The sequence below is a fragment of the Pseudomonas sp. WT-JTC genome, assembly GCF_056711565.1.
The window spans coordinates 5531583-5557511 of record NZ_CM160042.1; the positions used below are offsets into that span (position 1 = coordinate 5531583).

At 61.2% G+C, this 25929-nt stretch carries 21 protein-coding genes; 13 read left to right on the forward strand and 8 right to left on the reverse strand.

The annotated features are described in order from the left end of the window. The first annotated feature begins 4 nt into the window (after window positions 1-4). From AC06G5_RS25075 to AC06G5_RS25100, 6 genes are all read left to right on the forward strand, one after another. Window positions 5-1180 carry an alginate O-acetyltransferase gene (locus tag AC06G5_RS25075; RefSeq protein ID WP_413425843.1) on the forward strand — a complete coding sequence of 392 codons (1176 nt, stop codon included), beginning with the start codon at window positions 5-7 and terminating at the stop codon, window positions 1178-1180. A 14-nt stretch (window positions 1181-1194) separates the two neighbouring features. Beyond that, window positions 1195-1851 (forward strand): alginate O-acetyltransferase AlgF, encoded by a 657-nt coding sequence (locus AC06G5_RS25080; protein ID WP_008018613.1) that lies wholly within the window; start codon window positions 1195-1197, stop codon window positions 1849-1851. Window positions 1852-2064: 213 nt separating this feature from the next. Continuing rightward, the gene (locus AC06G5_RS25085; protein ID WP_413425845.1) at window positions 2065-3516 is read left to right on the forward strand and encodes a mannose-1-phosphate guanylyltransferase/mannose-6-phosphate isomerase; all 1452 of its coding nucleotides are present in this window, start codon (window positions 2065-2067) and stop codon (window positions 3514-3516) included. 283 nt (window positions 3517-3799) lie between these two features. Next, window positions 3800-4264 carry a multidrug transporter gene (locus tag AC06G5_RS25090; protein ID WP_480459927.1) on the forward strand — a complete coding sequence of 155 codons (465 nt, stop codon included), beginning with the start codon at window positions 3800-3802 and terminating at the stop codon, window positions 4262-4264. A 34-nt stretch (window positions 4265-4298) separates the two neighbouring features. Continuing rightward, the gene (locus tag AC06G5_RS25095; RefSeq protein WP_413425849.1) at window positions 4299-5123 is read left to right on the forward strand and encodes an SDR family oxidoreductase; all 825 of its coding nucleotides are present in this window, start codon (window positions 4299-4301) and stop codon (window positions 5121-5123) included. 139 nt (window positions 5124-5262) lie between these two features. Then, window positions 5263-5661, forward strand: a complete 399-nt coding sequence (locus AC06G5_RS25100) for a DUF4440 domain-containing protein (protein WP_413425851.1) — start codon at window positions 5263-5265, stop codon at window positions 5659-5661. Between the two features lie 149 nt (window positions 5662-5810). Here AC06G5_RS25100 and AC06G5_RS25105 read toward each other — a convergent pair whose 3' ends face one another. The 4 genes from AC06G5_RS25105 to AC06G5_RS25120 all read right to left on the reverse strand — a co-directional run bounded on the left by AC06G5_RS25105 (window position 5811) and on the right by AC06G5_RS25120 (window position 10732). Further along, window positions 5811-6674, reverse strand: a complete 864-nt coding sequence (locus tag AC06G5_RS25105) for an efflux RND transporter periplasmic adaptor subunit (RefSeq protein WP_413704040.1) — start codon at window positions 6672-6674, stop codon at window positions 5811-5813. Between the two features lie 24 nt (window positions 6675-6698). Continuing rightward, window positions 6699-6899, reverse strand: a complete 201-nt coding sequence (locus AC06G5_RS25110; protein ID WP_413704039.1) for a DUF1656 domain-containing protein — start codon at window positions 6897-6899, stop codon at window positions 6699-6701. Next, entirely contained in the window at window positions 6889-9093 is a 2205-nt protein-coding gene (locus AC06G5_RS25115; protein ID WP_480458535.1) for an FUSC family protein, read from the reverse strand. The genes AC06G5_RS25110 and AC06G5_RS25115 overlap by 11 nt, the downstream gene beginning before the upstream one ends. A 139-nt stretch (window positions 9094-9232) precedes the next feature. Beyond that, window positions 9233-10732, reverse strand: a complete 1500-nt coding sequence (locus AC06G5_RS25120; protein ID WP_480458536.1) for an efflux transporter outer membrane subunit — start codon at window positions 10730-10732, stop codon at window positions 9233-9235. Window positions 10733-11063: 331 nt separating this feature from the next. Here AC06G5_RS25120 and AC06G5_RS25125 point away from each other — a divergent pair, with 331 nt between their 5' ends. The 7 genes from AC06G5_RS25125 to AC06G5_RS25155 all read left to right on the forward strand — a co-directional run bounded on the left by AC06G5_RS25125 (window position 11064) and on the right by AC06G5_RS25155 (window position 21321). Continuing rightward, entirely contained in the window at window positions 11064-12032 is a 969-nt protein-coding gene (locus AC06G5_RS25125; RefSeq protein WP_413428901.1) for a LysR family transcriptional regulator, read from the forward strand. A gap of 871 nt (window positions 12033-12903) precedes the next feature. Further along, window positions 12904-14064: an efflux RND transporter periplasmic adaptor subunit gene (locus AC06G5_RS25130; protein WP_413428116.1), complete on the forward strand. Its 1161-nt coding sequence runs from the start codon at window positions 12904-12906 to the stop codon at window positions 14062-14064. Beyond that, window positions 14061-17162 carry a multidrug efflux RND transporter permease subunit gene (locus AC06G5_RS25135; protein WP_413428115.1) on the forward strand — a complete coding sequence of 1034 codons (3102 nt, stop codon included), beginning with the start codon at window positions 14061-14063 and terminating at the stop codon, window positions 17160-17162. Before AC06G5_RS25130 ends, AC06G5_RS25135 begins: the two co-directional genes overlap by 4 nt. A 9-nt stretch (window positions 17163-17171) precedes the next feature. Further along, window positions 17172-17849 (forward strand): heavy metal response regulator transcription factor, encoded by a 678-nt coding sequence (locus tag AC06G5_RS25140; RefSeq protein ID WP_007998286.1) that lies wholly within the window; start codon window positions 17172-17174, stop codon window positions 17847-17849. Next, a complete protein-coding gene (locus AC06G5_RS25145) occupies window positions 17839-19203 on the forward strand; it encodes a heavy metal sensor histidine kinase (RefSeq protein ID WP_413428114.1) in 1365 nt (454 codons plus the stop codon). The genes AC06G5_RS25140 and AC06G5_RS25145 overlap by 11 nt, the downstream gene beginning before the upstream one ends. A 143-nt stretch (window positions 19204-19346) precedes the next feature. Beyond that, on the forward strand, window positions 19347-19571 hold the full coding sequence (locus tag AC06G5_RS25150) for a hypothetical protein (RefSeq protein WP_480459928.1): 225 nt from the start codon (window positions 19347-19349) through the stop codon (window positions 19569-19571). A gap of 247 nt (window positions 19572-19818) precedes the next feature. After that, the gene (locus AC06G5_RS25155; RefSeq protein WP_480458537.1) at window positions 19819-21321 is read left to right on the forward strand and encodes a sensor domain-containing diguanylate cyclase; all 1503 of its coding nucleotides are present in this window, start codon (window positions 19819-19821) and stop codon (window positions 21319-21321) included. 174 nt (window positions 21322-21495) lie between these two features. Here AC06G5_RS25155 and lpxC read toward each other — a convergent pair whose 3' ends face one another. From lpxC to AC06G5_RS25175, 4 genes are all read right to left on the reverse strand, one after another. Beyond that, complete coding sequence (gene lpxC / locus AC06G5_RS25160; protein WP_008016709.1) at window positions 21496-22407, reverse strand: UDP-3-O-acyl-N-acetylglucosamine deacetylase; 912 nt, start codon at window positions 22405-22407, stop codon at window positions 21496-21498. A 112-nt stretch (window positions 22408-22519) separates the two neighbouring features. Continuing rightward, a complete protein-coding gene (gene ftsZ / locus AC06G5_RS25165) occupies window positions 22520-23713 on the reverse strand; it encodes a cell division protein FtsZ (RefSeq protein WP_223548556.1) in 1194 nt (397 codons plus the stop codon). Between the two features lie 73 nt (window positions 23714-23786). Continuing rightward, the gene (ftsA, locus tag AC06G5_RS25170; RefSeq protein WP_007989901.1) at window positions 23787-25046 is read right to left on the reverse strand and encodes a cell division protein FtsA; all 1260 of its coding nucleotides are present in this window, start codon (window positions 25044-25046) and stop codon (window positions 23787-23789) included. A gap of 14 nt (window positions 25047-25060) precedes the next feature. After that, window positions 25061-25927, reverse strand: coding sequence for a cell division protein FtsQ/DivIB (locus AC06G5_RS25175; protein ID WP_413428112.1), 867 nt, complete (start codon window positions 25925-25927; stop codon window positions 25061-25063). Window positions 25928-25929: the final 2 nt, after the last annotated feature.

The window sequence follows — 25929 nt, forward strand, 5'->3', positions numbered from 1 at the left end:
GACCATGACCCGCTCATTACGTATCTTCTACATCGCGCTGTTCCTGGTGACCCTGCTGGTGCTCGGTCTGTGGTCGGTGCGCAGCTTCTTCGGCTTCAGCACCAACGCCGATGCGACGGTGCTCAACGGTCGCTGGACCAAAGCCGTGGAAACGCACTACGACGACGAGTTCCCGATCAAGCGCCTGGGCACCAATCTTTGGGCCGCGCTGGATTTCAAACTGTTCAATGAAGGTCGTCCGGGCGTGGTGCTCGGTCGCGACCAGTGGTTGTACAGCGATGAAGAATTCCACCCGGTAGTCAACGAAGAACTGAACCTGCAAGGCAACTACGCGCTGGTCGAAGGCGTGCGCCAGACCTTGAAGGAAAAAGGCGTGCAACTGGTTATGGCAGTGGTGCCAGCCAAGGTGCGCCTGTACCCGGAACACCTCGGTGAAGTGAAACCGGCGAGCATCCACGCCAACCTCTACAAGGACTTCCACCAGCGCCTGGCCGCCGACCGGATTCCGGCCCCTGACCTGCTCGGCCCGCTGCAACAGGCCAAACAGAATGGCCAGCAAGTGTTCCTGCGCACCGACACCCACTGGACCCCGGAAGGCGCCGAGATCGCCGCCAACCGCCTGGCCCAAACCATCGCCGACAAGTACCCGCTGAGCGGCGAGCCACAGCGTTTCGTCACCGAGCCTGCGGAGAAAATCACCCACAAGGGCGACCTGCGTCTGTTCCTGCCGCTGGACCCACTGTTCGAAAACCTGATGCCGGCGCAAGAGTCGCTGCAAAAGCGCAACACCGTGGCAGCGGATGACCAACCGGCCGGTGACGATGCCCTGTTCGCCAACACCGAAGTGCCGGTGGCCCTGATCGGCACCAGCTACAGCGCCAACCCCAACTGGAACTTCGTCGGTGCGCTCAAGCAAGCCCTGCACAGTGACGTGGTCAATTACGCCGAAGACGGCCACGGCCCGATTCTGCCGATGCTCAGCTACCTGAAAAGCGATGCCTTCAAGAACAGCCCGCCACAGGTGCTGATCTGGGAGTTTCCTGAACGATATCTGCCCGTGAACAACGAAATCGGCGACGCCGACCCGCAGTGGGTCGCAGAGCTTAAACAAGCCGGCGCGCGCCAACAAAACGTAGCCATCAACAACAAATCCGAGACGCCCGACCGGGCGCAAAACTGAAAGAGAGGTACACCATGACTTTCACTACAACTCCGCGTCGTCTCGCTAAAAGCTTTGCTCTGGTTGCCGGCCTCAGCGTGCTGTCGATACAGGCCTTCGCTGGTGGCGACGCAGCACTCTACGGCCCGACCGCACCGAAAGGCTCGACCTTCGTGCGCATCTACAACGCCAGCAACGCCGAAGTCAGCGCCACCGTCGGCAGCACCAACCTGAGTGACGTCGCGCCACTGTCCAGCAGTGACTTCAGCTTCATGCCGGGCGGTGACTACAGCGCCAAGGTCGGTAGCCAGACCCTGCCGGTGAAACTGGCCGGCGATCACTATTACACCCTGGTCAACAACGCCAGCGGCGCACCGCAACTGATCGAGGAGCCGCCGTTCAAGAACAAGCAGAAGTCCCTGGTACGCGTACAGAACCTCAGCGACAAGACGCTGACCCTGAAAACCGCCGACGGCAAGACCGACGTGGTCCCGAACGTAGCCGCCAAGGGCCGTGGCGAACGTGAAATCAACCCGGTGAAAGTCAGCCTGGCGCTCTATGACGGCGCAACCAAAGTCGGCGACGTGAAACCGGTCGCCCTGGAACGCGGTGAAGCCGCGGTGCTGTACGTCACCGGCAACGGCAGCAGCCTGTCGCCGGTCTGGGTGAAACGCCCGGTGTCGACGCGCTAATCAATTTTCCGGGTTGACGCATCCCTCTGTGGGAGCGGGCTTGCTCGCGAATACGGTCTGACATTCACCAACGATGTCGACTGACACACCGCTTTCGCGAGCAAGCCCGCTCCCACATTGATCCGGGGCGTCAATCCGGACACGGAACAAAAACAAGAGTGAAACGACACAAACGCGGTAGCTCTAACCAATCGATATTCAAGGAGTAACAACATGATTCCGGTGATCTTGTCAGGTGGTAGTGGCTCACGTCTTTGGCCGCTTTCCCGTAAGCAGTTCCCTAAACAGTTCCTGGCCCTGACCGGCGAGCACACCCTCTTCCAGCAAACCCTGGAACGCCTGGTGTTCGAAGGTATGGACACGCCTATCGTGGTCTGCAACAAGGACCACCGTTTCATCGTCAACGAGCAGTTGGCCGCGCGCAAACTGGAAACCCAGCGCATCCTGATGGAGCCGTTCGGTCGCAACACTGCGCCGGCCGTGGCCCTGACCGCGATGATGCTGGTCAACGAAGGTCGCGACGAGCTGATGCTGGTGCTGCCGGCCGACCACGTGCTGGAAGACCAGAAAGCCCTGCAGCGCGCCCTGGCCCTGGCCACCGTCGCTGCCGAGAACGGCGAAATGGTGCTGTTCGGCGTGCCGGCCACCAAGCCGGAAACCGGTTATGGCTACATCAAGTCGACCAACGACTCGCTGCTGCCTGAAGGCGTCAGCCGCGTCTCGCACTTCGTCGAAAAACCCGACGTGAAGCGCGCCACCGAGTTCGTCCAGTCCGGTGGTTACTTCTGGAACAGCGGCATGTTCCTGTTCCGCGCCAGCCGCTTCCTGGAAGAGCTGAAAAAGCACGATCCGGACATCTACGACACCTGCGTGCTGACCCTGGAACGCAGCAAGCAGGATGCCGACACCATCACCCTCGACGAAGCCACCTTCGCCTGCTGCCCGGACAATTCCATCGACTACTCGGTAATGGAAAAAACCCGACGCGCCTGCGTCGTGCCGCTGACCGCCGGCTGGAGCGATGTCGGCTGCTGGGCGTCACTGTGGGAAGTCAATGAAAAAGACGCCAACGGCAACGTCAGCAAAGGCGACGTGGTGATCCAGGACAGCCGCAACTGCATGATCCACGGCAACGGTAAACTGGTGTCGGTGATCGGCCTGGAAAACATCGTCGTGGTCGAAACCAAGGACGCCATGATGATCGCCCACAAGGACAAGGTCCAAGGCGTGAAACAGATGGTCAACACCCTCAACGAACAGGGCCGCAGCGAAACCCAGAACCACTGCGAGGTCTACCGTCCGTGGGGCTCCTACGACTCGGTGGACATGGGCGGCCGCTTCCAGGTCAAGCACATCTCGGTCAAACCGGGCGCGTGCCTGTCGCTGCAAATGCACCACCACCGCGCCGAACACTGGATCGTGGTCAGCGGCACCGCCGAGGTGACCTGCGACGAGAACGTGTTCCTGCTGACCGAGAACCAGTCGACCTATATTCCGATTGCTTCGGTGCATCGTTTGCGTAATCCGGGGAAGATTCCACTCGAGATCATCGAAGTGCAGTCCGGTAGCTATCTGGGCGAGGACGATATCGAGCGGTTCGAGGATATCTACGGGCGGTCGACACCGGTTGAGCGTGGGGTTTCGGTGAAGACTATCGCGCAGTAAACATCTGTAGACATTAAGCCCTCGATCCACCCGCTGCGTTCCCTATCCGCAGCGGATTGGACCGGGGGCTTTTTTTGCCTGAAATTTGTGTTGCTTGCGCTGGCGTCTTCGCGAGCAAGCCCGCTCCCACATCTAACCGAGTCATTCCTGAAGAAACACAATCAATTGTGGGAGCGGGCTTGCTCGCGAAGAGGCCATTACATCCGCCGCAAAAAATCTCGCCCATCGCCAACCCCACCTGCGCTTAGGTAGGATGACCCTCTCTATTCCCGAGATCTACGTCATGTTCATCGGCGTCCTGCTGGTCATCACCTGGCTGATCCTGTTGCTGCGCTATCCGGCCAAGGCCTTGCCCGTTTCCATGGCCGCCGCCGTGGGGCTGGGCATTGTCGCGACCTGGGTCATCTGGATGGACCACCGCGAACTCAAGCAACTGCAACGCCTGGAGTTGCGCATCAGTTACGCGCCGCATAAATGTCCCGCCGACCGTCCCTTGCAATTGACCCTGAACAACGGCAATGACGTGCCGCTGACGGAACTGCGCTGGCGGGTCGCGGCTTATGCACCGGGCGACACCGTGAACCTGGCCGACAATCAGTACACCGCCCCGCGCTATCGTGGCCCCGGCGAATTGCAGGCCGGTGGCAACTGGGAAGACTGCTTGCCGCTGCCGCCATTGCGCCCAGGCTACCGTCCGGAGACGCTGGAGTTTCGCGCCGAGCGATTGCACGGTAGTTTTTCCGACTGATCCTTCCTCCATTTTTTTGCACAAGGAATGCGCCATGCCCGTTGCGTTGATCACCGGTTGTTCCAGCGGCATTGGCCGCGCCCTTGCCGATGCGTTCAAGGTCGCCGGTTATGAAGTCTGGGCCAGTGCCCGCAAGGCCGAAGATGTCGCGGCACTCACCGCCGCCGGCTTCACGGCCGTGCAACTGGATGTCAACGACGCCGCGGCGCTCGAAGCCTTGAGCGAGCGAATCAACCAACAGGCCGGTGGCCTCGATGTGCTGGTCAACAACGCAGGGTATGGCGCCATGGGGCCGCTGCTCGATGGTGGTGTGCCAGCCATGCAGCGCCAGTTCGAAACCAATGTGTTCGCCATCGTCGGCGTCACCCGCGCCTTGTTCCCGGTGCTGCGTCGGGCCAAGGGGCTGGTGGTGAATATCGGTAGCGTGTCCGGCGTACTGGTCACGCCCTTTGCCGGTGCCTACTGTGCCTCGAAAGCTGCCGTGCATGCCTTGAGCGATGCCTTGCGCATGGAACTGGCGCCGTTCGGCGTGCGGGTCATGGAAGTCCAGCCGGGGGCCATCGCGTCCTGTTTCGCCAAAAATGCCGGCCACGAAGCCGAACAACTGATCAGTGAACAATCGCCGTGGTTTCCCCTGCGCGAAGGCATACGCGCCCGGGCCAGGGCTTCCCAGGACAAGCCGACTCCGGCCAGCGAGTTTGCCGCCGGATTGCTCAAGGCTGTGCAGCAGGCCAAACCGCCACGGTTGCTTCGTCTCGGCAATGGCAGTCGTGCGTTGCCGCTGATGGCAACGTTGCTGCCCAAGGGCTTGCTCGAATCCGGGTTGATGAAGCGGTTCGGGTTGCGTGGGCAGCTCTGAGACCGCGTCGACACCTTCGCGAGCAAGCCCGCTCCCACATTTGACCGAGTTGTTCCTGAAGAAACACAATCAATTGTGGGAGCGGGCTTGCTCGCGAAGAGGCCCGCACAGTCCCTACAAAACTTCAGGTAACAGCACAATGACCGACTACACCGAATACTTCGACGAAGTGATCCAGGCCCACGTGGCCATCGAACAATGGCTGGCCGAAGAACAGGACATGTCCGAACTCGAACAACTGCTGACCCGTTTTTCGCCGCAGTTTTCCATGGTCTCGCCGCTCGGTCGGGTTTTGGATTTTGACGCGCTGAACGAATTGTTCACGTTGGCGGGCGGCAAGAAGCTCGGGTTCCGCATCGCGCTCAGCGAGTTGCGTGGCATCGCGCTGCACGATGGCGGCGCGACCGTGAGTTACCGCGAGCAACAGACCGATGCGACCGGGCTGCACTCGGATCGTCGCTCCACGGTCGTGTTTGAAAAACAGACGGATGGCCGGGTGATCTGGCGGCATCTGCATGAGACGTTTTGCAAGGAGTAACGCGCGACGCCTGCCTGACGGACCGCGTTGTACCCTTCGCGAGCAAGCCCGCTCCCACACTGGATCTTCAGTGAGCTCAAGATTTGCGCACGAAGGAGATCAAATGTGGGAGCGGGCTTGCTCGCGAAGCAGGCGAACCGGTCCGACAGCTAAGCCCCACCATCCTGCTTAACCACTACCGTACAGGTAATCCCCGCCGCCAACAGCACGCCCTCCGGCACTTCATCGATGTGAATGCGCACCGGCACCCGCTGCGCCAGTCGTACCCAGTTGAAGGTCGGGTTGACATCGGCGATCAGCTCGCGGCTCTCCGGGTTGTCGCGGTCGTAGATGCCGCGCGAGATGCTTTCAACATGGCCCTTGAGCACTTCACCGCTCATCAGTTGCATGTCGGCTTTATCACCCACGCGCACGTGGGGCAGCTTGGTTTCTTCGAAGAAGCCGTAGACCCAGAACGAGTTCATGTCGACCACGGCCATTTTCGCCTCGCCGATGCGCGCGTAGTCGCCGCGATGCACGTTGAGGTTGGTCACGTAGCCGTCTACCGCTGCGCGCACTTCAGTGCGTTTGAGGTTGAGCTCGGCGGCTTCCAGTTGCGCCTGGGCCTGCTGGTAATCAGCCAGGGCCGAGTCGGCGAGATTACTGGCGTCGTCGCGGTTTTCCCGGGAAATCACCAGGTTGTCCATATCGGCGCGACGATGGGCGTTGACCTTGCGCATCTCCCAGGTCGCCTTGCGCGATGCCACCAGGCTTTGCGCCTGTTTCACCGCGAGGCGGTAGTGTTCGGGGTCGATCTGCATCAGCAAATCACCCTTCTTCACCAACTGGTTGTCGCGCACCGGCACGTCCACCACCTCGCCAGTGACGTCGGCGGCAACGTTGATGATGTCGGCCCGCACGCGGCCGTCACGGGTCCACGGCGTGTTCATGTAGTGCTCCCACAAGGAGCGGCCGATCCACAGCGCGAGGGCCAGCACCAACAGGGTCGCGAGCAGGCTGAAAAACTTTTTCATCGGGGCATTCTCAGTGATAGAGAGTCAACGGTAGACAGTCAGCGCCATGGCGCCGAACAGACAGATAAACAGACTCAGGCGCAGTAACGCCGGGTGCCAGAAGAAGCGGTACAGGTCGAACCCGGAGAGGAACCGGTCCAGTGCCCAGGCAAGTGCCGCCGCAATGAAAAACATCAGGGTCATGGTCGGCATGTACACGCCGTGGAAGGCGATTTCACGAGGCATGTTCAAGTCCTTGTGGCTTGCCGCTGGCACTGGCATGCATGTAGCCGGCGAGCGGTGATTGCGGATCGAGCAGAGAGGTGCGGATGAAGTGCAGGTAGCTCTTCACCCGGCGCAACGCCGAGGTATCGAAATGGGGAGCGAAGGGCTCGTCGGTGGACTGCACACGACTGATCGCGTGATCGACGGCGATCAGCGCACGCTCGAGGTTGCTGCCGTTCGGTTGCAGGAACAGCCGCACCAGCGCACGCCCCATCACCCGGATCGCCTGGCGCCATGGCTGGGATTCGGCATAGGCCGGATGCACCGGCAGTATCGCCTGCTCCTTGCGCAACTCGATGATCGCGTGGCCGACTTCCAGCACCACGAACATCCAGCGCAGCAAGTCCCGCTGCACTTGCGGTTGACCCGCCGCGAAGCCGTAGGCCTGATGCACCAGGTCGCGGGTGCGACTTTCGAAACTCGACGCCAGACCCTTGAGCTTGCCGCTGATGGCGTACACCACCTGAGCGCGCAGGTCCTGCTCCAGCCGGCGCCACAACCAGCGGCTATTGGGCGGCAGAATGATCGCCCCGGCCGCTGCGCACACCAGCATGCCGAGGACCATGGCGATGTAGTCGTTGATGAAGGTGTAGGGGTTGTAGACCGTGAGGTTGTCCGGCACCGAACCGGTGCTGAAAAAGATCAGCAAGCCCAGGCCGACACCGACATATTGCGGCCGCGAAGTCAGGAACGAGCCCAGCACGATCACCGGTGCGAGCATCACGCACAGCAACGGAAATCCGTCGATCCACGGGAAGATGAAAAACATCTCGACGAAGCCGATCAGCGCCCCGAGCAATGTCCCGCACGCCATTTGAAAGGCCATGCGTTTCGGGTTCGGGGTGGCGGCGGACAAGCCCACGGTCGCAGCGGCGATCAGGGTCATGGTCGCCCCGCTCGGCCAGGCGGTTGCCACCCAATAGCTGCCCAGTACCACCAGGATGAATGCTGCGCGAATCCCCGATGCCGCAGCGGCCATCCAGTTGGTTTGCGGGGTGAACGGCTCGTCCCAGCGTTCCCGTTCGTGACTGTGATCGGCCAGGGATGCGTGGGTCTGTGCATAACCGTGCAGGTCGTCGACAAAGCGATAGAGCAGCTCGTACGCGGTGTGGAAATCCAGTTGTTCGGCATCGCTCGGATCGCCCTGCTGGAACGTTGCCCGCAGACAGCGCACTCGCGCCGGCAAGCCTTCCTTGTAGGCGCTCAGCACCGCGACCAGGCGTGCCGCATCGGCGCTGGTCAGGGCACGACCACTGAAGCCGTCGAGCAACTCGGCGAGGTCCTGAAGACCCGGCTTGATGGCCGCCACCACGGTGTCCGCCGCGCTGCTGCGCAAGCGTTCGAGCAACTGGTGCAAGGCATTGAAGCGCGTGGTGATGCCCATGAACTCGCTGTTCAGGCGACTGAGCCGGCCATTGCGCCGACGCATGTGCGGGTCTTCAAAAACAGTGACGCTGCGCAAGCCTTCCAGGCCCACGGCTTCGGCGATGAAACGCACGTTACCGGCCTCAAACGCCTCACGCCGGCTGCGTCCGCGCAAGCCATCGGTGACGAACAGGGCGAACACGCCAAAGCGCTGATACAAGGCATTGCGCATTGCCGCGCTAGCCGATTGCGGCAGGATGGCGGCACTGATCAGGGTCGAACAGAGAATGCCCAACGAGATTTCCAGCACCCGCCAGACTGCCGCCATGAACGCCCCCTCCGGATGGGCCAGCGCGGGCAAGCCGACCATCGCCGCGGTGTATCCGGCAAGGACGAAACCGTAGGCGCGGAAGTTGCGGCAGCGGGCGGCGCCGGCCGTGCAGATACCGACCCAGATCGCCAGCGAACCGAGGAACAGTTCAGTGTTCTGCGCAAACAGCGCAATCAACGCGACCATCACCGACGAACCGGCCAGGGTGCCGAGAAAACGATAGAAGCTCTTGGCGAACACATGGCCGCTTTGCGGCTGCATGACGATGAACACGGTGATCATCGCCGTGCGCGGTTGCGGCAGTTCCAGGCGCATGGCCAGCCATAGCGTCAGGAATGCCGCGAACAGCACCTTGAAAATGTAGACCCAGGTCACGCCGTCGCTGCGTGCCCAGTCGAAGAACCCCCGGCGCCATTCCAGGGAATACAGCCAGCGCAAGGGTGCGGGCAAGGGAGTCATCAAATCCTGCTCAAAAAAATAAAGATCAGACTCAGGACCTGTGGGAGCGGGCTTGCTCGCGAAGAGGGAGTATCAGTCAGCATTTTTTCCGTCTGACAAACCGCTTTCGCGAGCAAGCCCGCTCCCACAGGGTTCGTGTTCAACGCAAAAGGCTCGGGGTTTTCGGCACTTGAGTCTGTTCGGTGTTCGGCACGTCATTGCCGGCACCGAGCCCACCGCCCAACGCCGTCACGAGTTCCGCATGGGCGCTCAAGCGCGCCGCCTGAACCTGCTGCTGCACTTGCTGCTGCTTGAACAGCAGGGTCTGGGCGTTGAGCACGTTGAGGTAGTCGGTCAGGCCACGCTGGTAGGCGATCATGGCGATGTCGTAGGTCTTCTGCGCAGTGGCCACCGACTCGGCGGCGAAAGCCTGCTGCTTGTCCATGGACTCGCGGCGGATCAACTGGTCAGAGATGTTTTTCAGGGCATTGACCAGGGTCTGGTTGTACTTGGCCACGGCGATGTCGTACCCGGCGGAGGCTTCGCCCAACTCAGCGCGCAAACGTCCGCCATCGAAGATCGGCAACGAAATCGCCGGACCCACGCTGTAGTTGAGCTTCTTGCCGGTCAAGAACTCCAGCGCCCCGCCGCCGGTGGCCATGTAGCCGAGGCTGCCGACCAGGTCGACGTTGGGGTAGAAACCGGCATGGGCGACATCGATGCCCCGCGCCTGCGCCGCCACTTGCCAGCGGCTGGCAACCACGTCCGGGCGCTGCCCGAGCAACTGCGCCGGCAGCGCAGACGGCAGTTTCAGTGGCGCACCCAGCGACAGCGTTGGCCGCTGCAACTGCGCGCCTTCCCCCGGGCCCTTGCCGGCGAGAGCGGCGAGCTGGTTGCGGCTCAAGGCGATTTCTTCGTCGAGGGCATCGATCTGGCGGTGGGTTTCCGGCAACGGTGTTTCAGCCTGGCTGACTTCGAAATGGGTACCGATGCCGCCATTCAGGCGCTTCTGTGCCAGATCGAGAATCTGCTGTTGCTGCTTCAGGGTCGCTTCGACGATGTCCCGCTGTGCGTAATGCAGCGAAAGCTCGATGTAGACCCGGACGATGTTGTCCTGCAATTCGAGCTGGGCCTGACGGGCCTCGGCGACGGTCATGTGCGCCATGTCGACGGCGCGCTCGGTGGCATTGCTTTCGCGGCCCCAGAGGTCGAGGGCATAACTGAAACCCAGCGCGGCGTTGTTGTCCCAGGTGGTGCTGTTGGCCAGCTTGCCGGGGCCATAGAACTGGTCGGTAGGCCAGTTGTGACGCTTGAGGGTGGACTCGCCGTTGATTTGCAGCGACTCGGCCGCTTCCGCCACGCCGGCCATGGACCTGGCCTGACGTACCCGGGCGGCGGCCATGGCCAGGCTCGGGCTGCCTTGCAGGGCGAGGTCGATCCAGCGGTTCAGTTGCGGGTCGCCATAGGCCTGCCACCATTGCGCGGTGGGCCAGTGCGCATCTTGCGCGGCGCTCTGGATCGCTTCGTCGGTGGCCAGCGAATTGGCCTCCAGCGCTTTGTCCTGCGGGGCAATACCTCCGGTTCCGATGCAGCCGCTGATTGCCAGGGTTAAAGCCAAAAAACTGAGCGGCTGAAGCGCTCTGCTGATGCGACGCGGCACTGCTGCGATTTCCTGAAATAGGGAGAGGTACGAGATTTTCTGGAAACAGGAGTTCCGCTTTTGTGGGAGCGGGCTTGCTCGCGAAAGCGGTACATCAGTCGACATTGATGGTGAATGTCAGACCGTCTTCGCGAGCAAGCCCGCTCCCACAGGTTATGCGGTGGGTCGAGCCCCGGTTGCCCAAGTTGCGCAATTCTAGGGGGCGGCCTGAAGGGCGATAAGCTGGGATTCCTGTGAATCTTTGTTACCGTAAACGAGATAATCCGTAGGTAGGGGGTCACCGACCCCGAAACTTCGTGTCACAATTTGCCATCGCACCCGAGAGCACCCCATGGACACTTTGCAAAACATGCGCGCCTTCAGTTACGTGGCCGAAGCCGGCAGCTTCACCGCCGCCGCCATACAACTGGACACCACCACGGCCAACGTCTCGCGCGCGGTCTCCAACCTGGAAGCCCACCTGCAAACCCGCCTGCTCAACCGAACGACCCGCCGCATTGCCCTGACCGAAGCCGGCAAGCGTTACCTGCTGCGCTGCGAACAGATCCTGGCCTACGTCGAAGAAGCCGAAGCCGAGGCCAGCGACGCCCACGCACGCCCGGCCGGGCAACTGAAAGTGCACACCATGACCGGCATCGGCCAGCACTTCGTGATCGACGCCATCGCCCGCTACCGCAAGACCCACCCGGACGTGACCTTCGACCTGACCATGGCCAACCGCGTGCCTGACCTGCTCGACGAGGGTTACGACGTGTCCATCGTCCTCGCCCGCGAACTGCCGGATTCGGGTTTCGTCTCCCAGCGCCTGGGCATCACCTACAGCATCGTTTGTGCCTCGCCGGCCTACGTCAAAGCCAACGGCTGCGCACAAAAACCCAGCGACCTGCTCAACCACGCCTGCCTGCGCCTGGTCAGCCCGGTGATTCCGCTGGAGAAATGGGCCTTCGACGGCCCTGAAGGCCAGGAAATGGTCACCATCAACAGCTCACCGTTTCTGGTGAACTCCGCCGACGCGATGAAATCCGCGATCATCAGCGGCATGGGCGTTGGCGTCCTGCCGCTGTACGCCGCGATAGAAGGCCTGCGCAACGGCACTCTGGTGCGCGTGATGCCCAAGTACCGCTCGCAGGAACTGAACCTGTACGCCATCTACCCGTCGCGCCAGTACCTGGACGCGAAGATCAAGACCTGGGTCGAGTACTTGCGTGGATCGTTGCCGGAATTGCTCGCGGCGCATCAGGCTGAATTGGCGGCGTATGAATTGAGCGGGAGCCTGGGTGGGGTTCGGGTGGCGAATTGAGCCTTTGTGGGAGCGAGCCTGCTCGCGAAGGCTTTGTGTCTGGCGACGTTGTTTTTGTGTACATATCCGTTTCTGCGGTAACGGCGGCTATTGGTTCCGCCCTTACGGCGGGTCACTTTCGAAGAGCGCGAAAGTAACCAAAGCGCTTTGCCCCTTACGTTCGGTGCCTCGCCAAGGCTCGGCATTCCCTCGCTCCGGTCCTGCTCCGTGGGCCTCTCGAGGGGGCAAGAAGATCAAAAGCCAAAGCAAAAGCGAGGCGGCCTGACAGCCGACCTGACCACAACTGAACGCGTTCCCCCCTGTAGGAGCGAGCCTGCTCGCGAAAAACACCAGGACACCGCGGGTATTCAGACAGCCCGCGTCATCGTTGACGTCCATCGCGAGCAAGCTCGCTCCTACAAGGCCGAGCGTTAGCTCGCCTGCCGCTCTTGATCTTGATCCACCCGCCCCCTCGGCAGGCTGAGTGGAGGTGTTCATCCGGGGATGGGCGCGCAGCGCCGTTCGACGCAGTCGAACTCATTGCATGCAGGTCGCGCGCAGCCGACCGGAGGGCAATGCCCCCGGATGAATGCCGGAGCGAAGGAACCCCGAGCCCTGGCGAGGGGCCGGACGTTCGGGGCGAGCGTTTTTTTGCTTACTTTTTTTAGGCGCTTGTAAAAAAAGTGAGTCGCCGTAAGGGCGAAACCACCAGCCGCCACAACCCAAAAAACGGATATATACACGGTCAACCAAGAATATGGTCGGCCCAGAGGCCGCCAAAGCCAAACTGACAGCGCCGTCAGTTAGCCGTCACCCTCCTGACCGGCAAACAGGTTTATAAAGGAAAATACCCACTTACCTACCGACCACCCAGCCCCGGCGCCCCACTCGCATGCGAATCCAGAAAAAACCCGCTCTGCTCGTCGCCCTTCTGATCGTCCTGGCAGCGCTGGGCCTGTGGTATGCCACCAAACCGGCCAAGGCCAAGCTCGCCGCCCCCACGGCCATCCCCGTGCGAGTGGTCGCCGTGGCAGAAAAAGACGTGCCACGTTACGTAAGCGGCATCGGTTCGGTACTGTCCCTGCACAGCGTCGTAGTCCGTCCGCAAATCGACGGCATCCTCACCAGACTGCTGGTCAAGGAAGGCCAACTGGTGAAAAAAGGTGATCTGCTGGCCACCATCGACGACCGGTCGATCCGCGCCAGTCTCGACCAGGCCCGGGCACAACTGGGCGAAAACCAGGCCCAACTGCAAGTGGCGCTGGTCAACCTCAAACGCTACAAATTGCTCAGCGTCGACGACGGGGTGTCCAAGCAGACCTACGATCAGCAACAGGCTCTGGTCAATCAACTCAAGGCCACCGCCCAAGGCAACCAGGCCTCGATTGATTCCGCTGAGGTACAGCTTTCCTACACACAAATACACTCCCCGGTCAGTGGTCGTGTCGGTATTCGCACAGTCGACGAAGGCAACTTCCTGCGCATGAGCGACGCCCAAGGCCTGTTCACCGTGACCCAGATCGACCCCATCTCCGTAGAATTTTCCCTGCCGCAGCAAATGCTGCCGACCTTGCAGGGCCTGATCAACGACCCACAGCACGCCCAGGTCAAGGCCTATATCGGCGCCGACACCGACGGTGAAACCGGCAACCTGCTCGGCGAAGGTCACCTGACCCTGATCGACAACCAGATCAACGCCAGCACCGGCACCATCCGCGCCAAGGCCGAATTCGACAATCCGGGGCAGAAGCTGTGGCCAGGCCTGCTGGTGACGGTAAAGATTCAGACTGCCCTGGACAAAGATGCGCTGGTGGTACCGCCGACCGTCGTACAACGCGGTCTGGACCAGCACTTCGTGTACCGGGTCAATGGCGACAAAGTCGAAGCCGTGCAGGTGCAGATGGTCTATCAAGGCAGCGGCCAGGACATCATCAAAGGCGTGAAGCCCGGTGATGTGCTGGTCAGCGATGGTCAGTCGCGGCTCAAGCCCGGCGCCACCGTGCAAGTACTGACCGAGCCGTCGCAAGTGGTGCAATCGGAGGCGGCGCAATGAAGGGCCACGGTTCGATATCAGCCTGGTGCATCGACCACCCGGTGGCCACGGTCCTGCTGACGTTCGCCCTGGTGCTGCTGGGCGTCATAGCGTTTCCGCGCCTGCCGGTAGCGCCGTTGCCGGAAGCAGAGTTCCCGACCATCCAGGTGGCCGCGCAACTGCCCGGCGCCAGCCCGGAAACCATGGCTTCCTCGGTGGCCACGCCCCTTGAAGTGCAATTCAGCGCCATTCCCGGCGTGACCCAGATGACCTCGAGCAGTGCACTGGGCTCGACCAACCTGACCCTGCAATTCACCCTCGACAAGAGCATCGACACCGCCGCCCAGGAAGTGCAGGCGGCGATCAATACTGCCGCGGGCAAGCTGCCCAAGGACATGCCGAACCTGCCGACCTGGCGCAAGGTCAACCCGGCCGACAGCCCGGTGCTGATCCTCAGCGTCAACTCCTCGCTGATGCCCGGCCCGGAGCTCAGCGACCTGACGGAAACCCTGTTGGCCCGTCAGCTCAGTCAGGTCGACGGTGTAGGCCAGGTCGCCATCACCGGTCAGCAGCGTCCGGCGATTCGCGTCCAGGTTTCGGCGGACAAACTCGCGGCCATCGGCCTGACCCTCGCCGACATCCGCCTGGCGATCCAGCAGACCAGCCTCAACCTGGCCAAGGGTGCGCTGTACGGGGAATCGAGCATCTCGACCCTGTCCACCAACGACCAGTTGTTCCACCCGGAGGACTACAGCCAGCTGATTGTTTCCTACAAGGACGGCGCACCCGTTCATCTGCGTGACGTCGCCAAAGTCGTCAACGGTTCGGAAGATGCCTACGTACAGGCTTGGGCGGGCACGCAACCGGGGGTGAACCTGGTGATCTTCCGCCAGCCGGGGGCCAACATCGTCGAAACCGTGGACCGCATCCAGGCCGCCTTGCCGGCGCTGGAAGCGATGCTCCCCGCCTCGGTGCAGGTCAAGACGCTGATCGACCGCACCCAGACCATCCGTGCCTCGCTGCATGAAGTGGAAATCACCCTGCTGATTGCAATCATGCTGGTAGTGGCGGTGATGGCGCTGTTCCTGCGCCAGTTGTCGGCGACCCTGATCGTCTCGGCGGTGCTGGGGGTTTCGCTGACCGCCAGCTTTGCGCTGATGTACGTCATGGGATTCAGCCTGAACAACCTGACGCTGGTGGCGATCGTGGTGGCCGTGGGCTTTGTGGTCGACGATGCGATCGTGGTGGTGGAAAACATTCACCGGCACCTGGAGGCCGGCGACGGCATGCGCGAAGCGGCGATCAAGGGTGCGGGCGAGATCGGCTTCACCGTTGTCTCGATCAGTTTTTCGCTGGTGGCGGCGTTCATCCCGCTGCTGTTCATGGGTGGCGTGGTCGGACGGTTGTTCAAGGAATTCGCCCTGACCGCCACCTCGACCATCCTGATTTCCGTGGTGGTGTCGCTGACCCTGGCGCCGACCATGGCCGCGCTGTTCATGCGCGCGCCAGTACATCATGCCCACGACAAACCGGGCTTTGGCGAGCGTCTGCTGGCATGGTACGAAAAAGGCCTGCGCCGCGCCCTCGCCCATCAGCGCTTGATGATTGGCGTGTTCTGCCTGTCACTGGGCCTGGCCGTTGCCGGGTACATTCTGATCCCGAAAGGTTTCTTCCCGATCCAGGACACCGGTTTCGTCCTCGGCACCACCGAAGCCGCTGCCGACATTTCCTACGGCGACATGGTGAAAAAACACCTGGCAATGGCGGAAATCGTCGCCGCCGACCCTGCGGTGGAAACGTTCTCGCACTCGGTCGGGGTATCCGGCAGCAACCAGACCATCGCCAACGGCCGCTTCTGGATCACCCTGAAAAAACGCAGCGACCGCGATGTCTCGGCCAGTCAGTTCATCGACCGGATTCGTCCGCAACTGATGAAAGTGCCGGGCATCGTCCTGTACCTGCGCGCCGGCCAGGACATCAACCTCAGCTCCGGCCCAAGCCGTGCCCAGTACCAATACGTACTCAAGAGCAACGACGGCGGCACACTCAGCACCTGGACCCAGCGCCTGACGGAAAAACTGCGCGCCAACCCGGCATTCCGCGACATTTCCAACGATTTGCAACTGGGCGGCAGCATTACCCACATCAGCATTGACCGCAGCGCGGCGGCGCGTTTCGGCCTGACCGCCAGCGACGTCGACGAAGCCCTGTACGATGCATTCGGCCAGCGCCAGATCAACGAATTCCAGACCCAGGTCAATCAGTACAACGTGATTCTGGAGCTGGACACCAAACAGCGCGGCAAGGCCGAAAGCCTCAACTATTTCTACCTGCGCTCGCCCCTGAGCGGGCAAATGGTGCCGTTGTCAGCCCTGGCCAAATTCGACGCGCCGACCGTCGGCCCGCTGTCCATCGCCCATGACGGCATGTTCCCGGCCGCCAACCTGTCGTTCAACCTGGCGCCGGGCGTGGCGTTGGGCGATGCGGTGATCATGCTCAACCAGGCCAAGGCCGACATCGGTATGCCGAGCGCCATCAGCGGCAATTTCCAGGGCGCGGCCCAGGCGTTCCAGAGTTCTCTGGCCAGCCAGCCGTGGCTGATTCTGGCGGCACTGGTGGCGGTGTACATCATTCTCGGCGTGCTCTACGAGAGCTTCGTCCATCCGCTGACGATCATTTCCACCTTGCCATCGGCGGGCCTCGGCGCGGTGATCATGCTGTGGATTTGCGGCCAGGACTTTTCGATCATGGCCTTGATCGGCCTGGTGCTGTTGATCGGTATCGTCAAGAAAAACGGCATCCTGATGATCGACTTCGCCCTCGAAGCGCAGCGCAATGCCGGATTGTCGCCTGAAGAAGCGATCTTCAAGGCCTGTCTCACGCGGTTCCGGCCGATCATCATGACCACCCTCGCCGCCCTGCTCGGCGCCCTGCCGCTGATGCTCGGCTACGGCACCGGCGCCGAGTTGCGCCAGCCCCTGGGGATCGCGGTGGTCGGCGGCTTGCTGGTGAGCCAGGCTCTGACGCTGTTCACCACGCCGGTCATATACTTGTGGCTGGAGCGGTTGTTTCACAGGCCCAAACCTTCGCCAGTGCCAGCGCTGGCAAGCACAGACTGAGGCAGGGTCATGCGCGTTCTGATTATCGAAGACGAGGAAAAAACCGCGGATTATCTGCACCGCGGTCTGACGGAACAGGGTTACACCGTGGATCTGGCGCGGGACGGGGTCGAAGGCCTGCACCTGGCGCTGGAGAGCGACTACGCGGTGATCGTCCTCGACGTGATGTTGCCGGGCCTCGACGGCTTCGGCGTGTTGCGCGCCCTGCGTGCGCGCAAGCAAACCCCGGTGATTATGCTCACCGCCCGCGAGCGTGTGGAGGATCGCATCAAGGGCCTGCGTGACGGCGCCGATGACTATCTGGGCAAACCGTTTTCCTTCCTTGAACTGGTGGCACGCCTGCAAGCGCTGACCCGGCGCAGCGGCGGCCATGAACCGGTGCAAGTGAGCATCGCCGACCTGTGGATAGATTTGATCAGCCGCAAGGCTACACGTGGCGGCACACGGCTGGACCTGACCGCCAAGGAGTTCTCGCTGCTCAGTGTGCTGGCCCGCCGCCAGGGTGAAATCCTCTCGAAAACCGCCATCGCCGAAATGGTCTGGGACATTAACTTCGACAGCGACGCCAACGTCGTCGAAGTCGCGATCAAACGCCTGCGGGCCAAGCTCGACGGGCCGTTCGAAGAGAAACTGCTGCACACCATTCGCGGCATGGGTTATGTGCTGGAGAGCCGTGGTGTCCAGTAATTCAATCGCCTTGCGGCTGAGCGGGATGTTCACGCTGGTGGCGCTGCTGGTGTTTCTGCTGATCGGCTGGGCACTTTATCAACAGGTGGATAAAGGCTTGGGCCTGCTGCCAGAAGCTGAACTCGATGCGCGCTACAGCGTGCTCGAGTCCACGGTCGGCCGATACGGTACGCCCGAGCATTGGGTGAAGATCAACAACAAGCTCAATCTGCTGAGCGAAGAAGACAAGCGCATCAGTTTCTGGATCATCAGCGGCGATCCGCACTATGAGTACGGCAACCTGACCCCACAGGTCCGCGCCTTTGCCCAAGGCCCGCTGGGCACAAGGGACATGCATCTGCCGGACCACCCATATCCGCTGAAAGTGCTGGTCAGCGAGTTCCCGGCCAAGGACCAGCGCCCACCACTGCGCTTCATGATCGCCATCGACACCGAAACGTTTTTCCATACCCAGCATCAACTGCTGATCGCGCTGATCAGCCTGGCGATCGTCGGCGTGCTGCTGGCCTCGGCACTGGGTTACTGGGTGGCGCGGATCGGTCTCAAGCCGCTGATCAAACTGTCCCAGGAAGCGCAGCGCCTGGCCCCGCCATTGCGCTCGGGGCGCTTGCGATTGTCACCGCTGCCGCCGGAACTCGATCAATTCGTCAGTTCGTTCAACTCGACCCTGGAACGGGTCGAGCAAGCCTACTCGCGCCTTGAGTCGTTCAATGCCGACGTCGCCCACGAATTGCGCTCGCCACTGACCAACCTGATCGGCCAGACCCAAGTCGCATTGACCCGTGGACGCTCCGCCGAGCATTACTTCGAAGTGCTGCAATCGAACCTCGAAGAGCTTGAGCGACTGCGTTCGATCATCAACGACATGCTGTTCCTCGCCAGTGCCGACCAGGGCAGCAAGGCGACCAAACTCACCTCCACCTCGCTGGCCGAAGAGGTAGCCACGACGCTGGAATATCTGGATTTCATTCTCGAAGACGCTCAGGTCCAGGTTGAGGTCAGTGGTGACGCGCAAGTGCGCATCGAGATCGCCCACCTGCGCCGGGCATTGATCAACCTGCTGAACAACGCAGTGCAGCATACGGCGCCCGGGCAGGTGATTCAGGTGCGCATTGAAGCCGAAGAACACCAGGTCAGCATCGGCGTCGCCAACCCCGGTTCGCCGATTGCCCGTGAACACCTGCCACGGCTGTTCGAGCGCTTCTATCGGGTCGATGCTTCGCGCAGCAACAGCGGCAACAATCACGGCCTGGGACTGGCCATCGTCAAGGCGATTGCATTGATGCATGGCGGCGATGTGTTCGTGCGCAGCGACCACGGGATGAATACCTTCGGCATCCACCTGCCCGTCTGATCCCTTTTCCTTTGTGGGTGCGGCCAATCAACTGTTGCCATAGACGCAACAGTCCTTTCATGAATCCGCTCTTTTTCCCTTCGCTCCAGATCCTTATCTTTGCCCGCACCAAACAGCACTTGCCAAGCAAGAAGGTTTTAAAGATGTCCAACAGTATGGGTATTGCCAGCGCTTTCGTTTTGTCCTCTTTGTTCCTGTCGCCATTGGCGATGGCGGAAGAATCGCAGACTTTCGTCGCGCATAACGCTGCACGCTCCGCGGCGTTCGAAGAGCACCGGATCGAAATGACGGCCAAGACTGCGCAAGATGCCCAGGCCCCGCAAGCATCCAGCACCCAGACCCAGCCACGGGCCGAAAAAGACAGCTGATCCATACCTGTCGCGCCTGTTTCCCTCGACGCTTTTCATCGGCTCTTCCCTTCGAAAAGTTGTCTTCAAAGCCGCTGCTGTCAGCGGCTTTTTTTATCGTGGCGACTCAACTTTCGTTGCAATTGCTGCAACGAAAGTCACTGACACGAATGGCAATGATCAATCGTTCGAGCAACAGAAGCGATTCACTCGGCTGCTGCGTTTATGCAACTACGCTTACTACGTCCCTTTAACAGACGTCAGCCCTATGACCGCAAGCCGCACCCCACATATTCAAGGCCCGCCCGGGCGACCGGAGATCATGGTGATCCTCGGCAGCACCCTGACCGTCATCTCGATCCTGTGCATCGTCACGTTCCTGCTGATCCGCGAACACGCCTATGCCCAGCAGACCGCCACACGCAGCGCGACCACCATTGCGCAACTGATCGATGCCGATGTCCTGCGTACGGTCGAGCTTTATGATTTGACCTTGCAGGGCCTGATCGCCGCCGCCCAACGGGACGACCTGAAACAGGTATCACCGCAGATCCGCCATCTGGTGCTGTTCGACCGCTCCACCACCGCGCGCTACAAAGGCGACATCCTGCTGCTGGACAAGCACGGCGACGTGCTGGCCGACTCATCATTGATCGAACCGAAACCGGGCAACTTCGCTGACCGCGACTATTTCCAGGCCCATGTCGCCAATCGCGACACCGGCATGTTCATCAGCCGACCGTTCAAGCCGCGCTGCGACTGCGATGACAGCGACGAATGGCGCATCAGTTTCAGCCGACGCATTTCCTCACCCACGGGTGAGTTTCTGGGGGTCGCGGTGGCGTCGATGCGCATGAGCTACTTCGATCAGCTGTTCAACAGCCTCGACATCGGCACCGGCAGTACGCTGGCCATTATCAACAATGACGGGATTCTCCTGGCGCAGAAACCGTACCGGGAACAAAACTCCATCGGCAAAAGCTTCTCCAACCGTCCCAACGTCGTACGCATACTGCAGGAGCGCAGTGGGACCTTCGAAAGCGTATCGAGTGTCGACCATCAACGACGCCTGTACACCTTTTCCCGGGTCGGCAATCTGCCGCTGACCGTCATCGTGGCCCTTTCCATCGATGAAGTGTTCGCCACCTGGAGCCGCACGGCCTATGTGATCAGCGGTGCTACCGGGGTTTTGTGCATCGGTTTGTTCTGGCTGACCTGGCTGCTCTGCCGCGAGCTGCGCCTGCGCCAACATGCCGAGCAGGAACTGTCACAACTGGCGGCCACCGATGCATTGACCGGTGTGGCCAACCGTCGATCCCTTGACCAGACGCTGCGCCATGAATGGTTTCGTGCACAGCGCAGCGGCAAGCCGTTGTCATTGCTGATGATCGATGCCGATCATTTCAAGGCCTTCAATGACCGGCACGGGCATCAGGCCGGCGACGATGCCTTGCGGGCATTGGCCGAGGTCATCCGCGCCAATGTCCATCGCCCGGCAGACCTGGTGGCGCGCTATGGTGGCGAGGAATTCTCGGTAATTCTGGCGGAAACCGGCAGTGAAGGCGCGCGGCAGATCGCCGAACATATCCGTGGGGCGGTGCAAAAACTGCCGCTGGTGGATCCGGGTGAGTCGCCGATGAGCGTGAGTATCGGCATTGCCACCTGGACGGCGACCAGCGATACCAGCCTGGAGCAATTGCTGTTCAGTGCGGACAAGGCGTTGTATCAGGCCAAGGACGGGGGGCGTAATCGGGTGGTGTGTGCCCGTTGAATTCCATACTGAATCGACTGGCCTCTTCGCGAGCAAGCCCGCTCCCACAGTTGACCGCGTCCCCCCTGTAGGAGCGAGCTTGCTCGCGATGAGGCCAGCCCAGACAATACAAACTTCAGGGCATAAAAAAAGGCCACCCGAAGGCAGCCTTTAAAAACTAGAGAGGTTTTTTGCTTACACGGCCGCAACCGGGCGCATGTAAGAGATCGGTGCAGTGCTGGCGTCTTCGAACGTCACGACTTCCCAGGCATCTGTCTGCTCAATCAACTTGCGCAGCAGCTGGTTGTTCAGTGCGTGGCCGGACTTGAAGCCCTTGAATTCACCAATCAGGCTATTGCCCAGCAGGTAGAGGTCACCAATTGCATCGAGAATCTTGTGCTTCACGAATTCGTCTTCATAGCGAAGGCCGTCTTCGTTCAGTACGCCATCGGCGTCGACCACAATAGCGTTTTCAACGCTGCCGCCGAGTGCGAGGTTGTGCTTGCGCAGGTACTCGATGTCACTCATGAAACCAAAGGTACGGGCGCGGCTGACTTCTTTTACAAACGAAGTGCTGGAAAAATCCACGCTTGCACTTTGTGTGCGGTCACGGAAAACCGGGTGATCGAAATCGATCTCGAAGCTTACCTTGAACCCGTCGAAAGGGACGAAAGTAGCGCGCTTGTCGCCATCTTCCACTGTCACTTCACGCAGGATGCGGATGAACTTCTTGGCGGCGTCCTGTTCTTCCAGGCCAGCCGATTGAATCAGGAATACGAAAGGTCCGGCGCTACCATCCATGATCGGGACTTCGGACGCGGAGAGCTCGACGTAGGCGTTATCGATGCCCAGGCCTGCCATGGCCGAGAGCAGGTGCTCTACCGTGTCCACTTTGACGTCACCGTTAACCAGCGTGGTCGACATAGTGGTTTCACCAACGTTTTCCGCGCGGGCAGGAATCTGCACCACGGGATCGAGGTCGGCGCGACAAAACACGATGCCGGTGTCGACAGGCGCTGGCTTGAGGGTCAGGTAGACCTTCTCCCCGGAGTGCAGGCCGACACCTGTGGCACGGATAATATTCTTCAGGGTGCGTTGTTTAATCATGGCATGGGCCGCTTCAGCGCAAATTGCGAACTGGTATCAACAAAGGCTGGCGATGATAGCAGACCAGGCCTTTGCTGAACACCAATCACCCTAATACCCCTGATACATTTCATCAATCGGCCTGTCGACGCAGGAAAGCCGGGATGTCCAGGTAGTCCAGGTCATCTTGCGGATTCATCTTCGCGGCAGCCGCAGCACCGGCCTGGGCCTGGTTGCGCATGACGGTCGGACGGTCCAGGTCACGGTAGTTCACCGCTGGAGCTTCCTGACGAACAGGGGCCTGTTGTTGTGGCTGTGCAGACATCGAGGTGTGGACGGTGTTGTCGATGACCTTCACAGGCTTCTCGATTTTAGCGCCCAGACCTGTGGCAACGACGGTCACGTGCAGCTCGTCGCGCATGTCCGGATCGATAACGGTACCGACCTTGACCATCGCGTGCTCGGAGGCGAATGCCTCGATGATGCTACCCACGTCGGAGTATTCACCCAGGGACAGATCCGGACCGGCGGTAATGTTCACCAGGATGCCGCGAGCGCCTTGCAGGTTCACGTCTTCCAGCAGCGGGTTGCGAATGGCCGCTTCGGTGGCTTCGCGTGCACGGTTCGGACCGCTGGCGCAGCCAGTGCCCATCATCGCCATGCCCATTTCGCTCATCACGGTACGCACGTCGGCGAAGTCGACGTTGATCATGCCCGGACGCTTGATGATGTCGGAGATACCGCGAACGGCACCGGCCAGTACATCGTCAGCCTTGGCGAAAGCCGACAGCAGGCTTGCGTCTTTACCGAGGATGGTCAGCAGCTTCTCGTTGGGAATGGTGATCAACGAGTCGACGCTTTCGGAGAGCATGCGAATGCCTTCGTCGGCGATCTGCATACGCTTGCGGCCTTCGAACGGGAACGGACGGGTCACCACCGCAACGGTGAGGATGCCCATTTCCTTGGCCACTTCGGCGATGATCGGCGCAGCACCGGTACCGGTACCGCCGCCCATGCCAGTGGTGATGAACACCATGTTGGTGCCGGCCAGCACTTCGGCAATGCGCTCACGGTCTTCCAGAGCGGCTTGACGGCCGACTTCAGGGTTGGCGCCAGCGCCCAGGCCCTTGGTCACGCCGGTGCCCAGTTGCAGGATGGTGCGCGCGCCGATGTTTTTCAGCGCTTGAGCATCGGTGTTGGCGCAGATGAACTCGACGCCTTCGATGTTGCTCTTGACCATGTGGTTGACAGCGTTGCCGCCGCCACCGCCGACACCGATAACTTTGATTACCGGGCTTGCGGGGATGTTGTCTACGAGTTCGAACATTTTCCCTCTCCTTTACATTCTCTAGTTTTTTCGCCTACTGCGTGCTTCGGTGTAACGGTGTAGCGGTAAATCTTCAGAAATTGCCCTGGACCCACTTCTTCAGGCGGTCCAGCAGCGGAGCCTGTGGCTCTTCGTTGCTGTAGCTGTCGCGGCTGCCGATGCCCGAGAACGAGATGCCGTCGGACTGCTTCTGCAGGCCGTACATCAACAGGCCGACGCCGGTGGAATAGATCGGGTTGCGTACTACGTCATCCAGACCCTTCACGCCGTGAGGCACGCCCAGGCGGACCGGCATATGGAAGATTTCCTCGGCCAGTTCGGTAGCGCCTTCCATCTTCGACGTACCGCCGGTCAGCACGATGCCGGCCGGGATCAGGTCTTCGTAGCCGCTGCGGCGCAGTTCGGCCTGGATCAGCGTGAACAGTTCGTCGTAGCGCGGCTCGACCACTTCGGCCAGGGCCTGGCGGGACAGCTCACGCGGCGGACGGTCGCCAACGCTTGGCACCTTGATGGTTTCACCGGCACCGGCCAGCTTGGCCAGGGCGCAGGCGTAGCGAATCTTGATTTCTTCGGCGTACTGGGTCGGAGTGCGCAACGCCATGGCGATGTCGTTGGTCACCTGGTCACCGGCAATCGGGATCACCGCGGTGTGACGGATCGCGCCTTCGGTGAAGATCGCGATGTCGGTGGTGCCGCCACCGATGTCCACCAGGCACACGCCCAGCTCTTTCTCGTCATCGGTCAGCACCGAGTACGCGGAAGCAAGCTGTTCGAGAATGATGTCGTCGATTTCCAGACCGCAGCGACGCACGCATTTTTCAATGTTCTGTGCGGCGTTGACGGCGCAGGTGACCACGTGGACCTTGGCCTCCAGACGCACGCCGGACATGCCCAGCGGCTCGCGGACGCCTTCCTGGTTATCGATCACATAATCCTGCGGCAGGGTGTGCAGCACGCGCTGGTCAGCCGGAATCGCCACGGCCTGGGCTGCGTCGAGCACACGTTCAAGGTCCGCCGAGCTGACTTCGCGATCGCGAATCGCCACGATGCCGTGGGAGTTCAGGCTGCGGATGTGATTGCCGGCCACGCCGACGAACGCCGAGTGAATGCGGCAACCAGCCATCAGCTGCGCTTCTTCGATGGCGCGCTGGATCGATTGCACGGTGGACTCGATGTTCACCACCACGCCTTTTTTCAGGCCTCGGGACGGATGGGTGCCGATCCCGACGATTTCCAGCGTGCCGTCGTCCGCGACCTCGCCCACCAGCGCCACCACCTTGGAGGTGCCGATATCGAGACCGACGATCATTTTGCCGCTTTGCACGTTTGCCATGGGTCCTGCCTCTCTTAATTCTTCGCGACAGCGGGTACGGCTGCCGTCGGCGCTACAGGTTCCCGCCAGCCAACAGCGAGGCCGTTGGCGTAGCGCAGATCGATGCGCGCAATGTTCGTAATCTGTTCTTTGAGCGTCTTGTCATAGATGGCAATGAAACGGCGCATCTTTTCCACCTGGTTGCCGCGTCCCAGCAGCAGTTCGATACCCGGGCCGGCACTGCCGGGGCCGGTAGTCAGGAACCAGCTGCCGCGATCACGCAGTTCCAGGCGTGCAATCGAGAAACCCAGCGGCCTGAGCATCTGGCTCAATACCTGGTATTGCTGCATCACTTGCTGTTGAGCCCGCTGCGGGCCGAACAGCTGAGGCAAGTGTTCGTAGTTCGCCAACTCACGTGGAGTGAAGGCCTGGCCCTGGTTGTTCAACAGCGACTCGTCGCCCCAGCGGGCCACCGGCAGTTGTTCTTCCAGGCGGATCACCACTTGATCCGGCCACACCCTGCGCACTTCGGCGTGGGCAATCCACGGCATTGTTTCCAGCTCGGTGCGCATGCTCGCCAGGTCGATGGTGAAGAAGCTCGACGCCACGTATGGGGCGATCCGCTGCTGCACCGCTTGCTGGCTGATGTAACTCAAGTCGCCCTGCACATTGATCTTGGTGATCGGCCGGTCGGCATACGGCAGCAGCCGAGTGGCGCCTTCGTAAGTACCGAACCCCAACGCCACCAGCACTACCGGCCAGAACAGGCTTTTCAGAAAGCCGAAATTGGCTTTCGGCAGGCGCGCAGACATCGGCTCTTTGGCCACCATTCGGCTGGCACCCCGCGGCACCGGCTTGCGGCCGGGTGCGGGAGGCTGATGTCTGAGCTGAGCGCCTTGCATGG

Bases quoted from the DNA above. Each gene is read 5' to 3' on its own strand.
- AC06G5_RS25150 (WP_480459928.1), top strand. From the start codon at position 19,347: ATGTCCAACAGTATGGGTATTGCCAGCGCTTTCGTTTTGTCCTCTTTG.
- ftsA (WP_007989901.1), bottom strand. From the start codon at position 25,046: ATGGCAAACGTGCAAAGCGGCAAAATGATCGTCGGTCTCGATATCGGC.
- ftsZ (WP_223548556.1), bottom strand. From the start codon at position 23,713: ATGTTCGAACTCGTAGACAACATCCCCGCAAGCCCGGTAATCAAAGTT.
- AC06G5_RS25135 (WP_413428115.1), top strand. From the start codon at position 14,061: ATGAAGGGCCACGGTTCGATATCAGCCTGGTGCATCGACCACCCGGTG.
- AC06G5_RS25075 (WP_413425843.1), top strand. From the start codon at position 5: ATGACCCGCTCATTACGTATCTTCTACATCGCGCTGTTCCTGGTGACC.
- AC06G5_RS25130 (WP_413428116.1), top strand. From the start codon at position 12,904: ATGCGAATCCAGAAAAAACCCGCTCTGCTCGTCGCCCTTCTGATCGTC.
- lpxC (WP_008016709.1), bottom strand. From the start codon at position 22,407: ATGATTAAACAACGCACCCTGAAGAATATTATCCGTGCCACAGGTGTC.
- AC06G5_RS25080 (WP_008018613.1), top strand. From the start codon at position 1,195: ATGACTTTCACTACAACTCCGCGTCGTCTCGCTAAAAGCTTTGCTCTG.
- AC06G5_RS25100 (WP_413425851.1), top strand. From the start codon at position 5,263: ATGACCGACTACACCGAATACTTCGACGAAGTGATCCAGGCCCACGTG.
- AC06G5_RS25115 (WP_480458535.1), bottom strand. From the start codon at position 9,093: ATGACTCCCTTGCCCGCACCCTTGCGCTGGCTGTATTCCCTGGAATGG.
- AC06G5_RS25105 (WP_413704040.1), bottom strand. From the start codon at position 6,674: ATGAAAAAGTTTTTCAGCCTGCTCGCGACCCTGTTGGTGCTGGCCCTC.
- AC06G5_RS25085 (WP_413425845.1), top strand. From the start codon at position 2,065: ATGATTCCGGTGATCTTGTCAGGTGGTAGTGGCTCACGTCTTTGGCCG.
- AC06G5_RS25095 (WP_413425849.1), top strand. From the start codon at position 4,299: ATGCCCGTTGCGTTGATCACCGGTTGTTCCAGCGGCATTGGCCGCGCC.
- AC06G5_RS25175 (WP_413428112.1), bottom strand. From the start codon at position 25,927: ATGCAAGGCGCTCAGCTCAGACATCAGCCTCCCGCACCCGGCCGCAAG.
- AC06G5_RS25155 (WP_480458537.1), top strand. From the start codon at position 19,819: ATGACCGCAAGCCGCACCCCACATATTCAAGGCCCGCCCGGGCGACCG.
- AC06G5_RS25090 (WP_480459927.1), top strand. From the start codon at position 3,800: ATGTTCATCGGCGTCCTGCTGGTCATCACCTGGCTGATCCTGTTGCTG.
- AC06G5_RS25110 (WP_413704039.1), bottom strand. From the start codon at position 6,899: ATGCCTCGTGAAATCGCCTTCCACGGCGTGTACATGCCGACCATGACC.
- AC06G5_RS25125 (WP_413428901.1), top strand. From the start codon at position 11,064: ATGGACACTTTGCAAAACATGCGCGCCTTCAGTTACGTGGCCGAAGCC.
- AC06G5_RS25140 (WP_007998286.1), top strand. From the start codon at position 17,172: ATGCGCGTTCTGATTATCGAAGACGAGGAAAAAACCGCGGATTATCTG.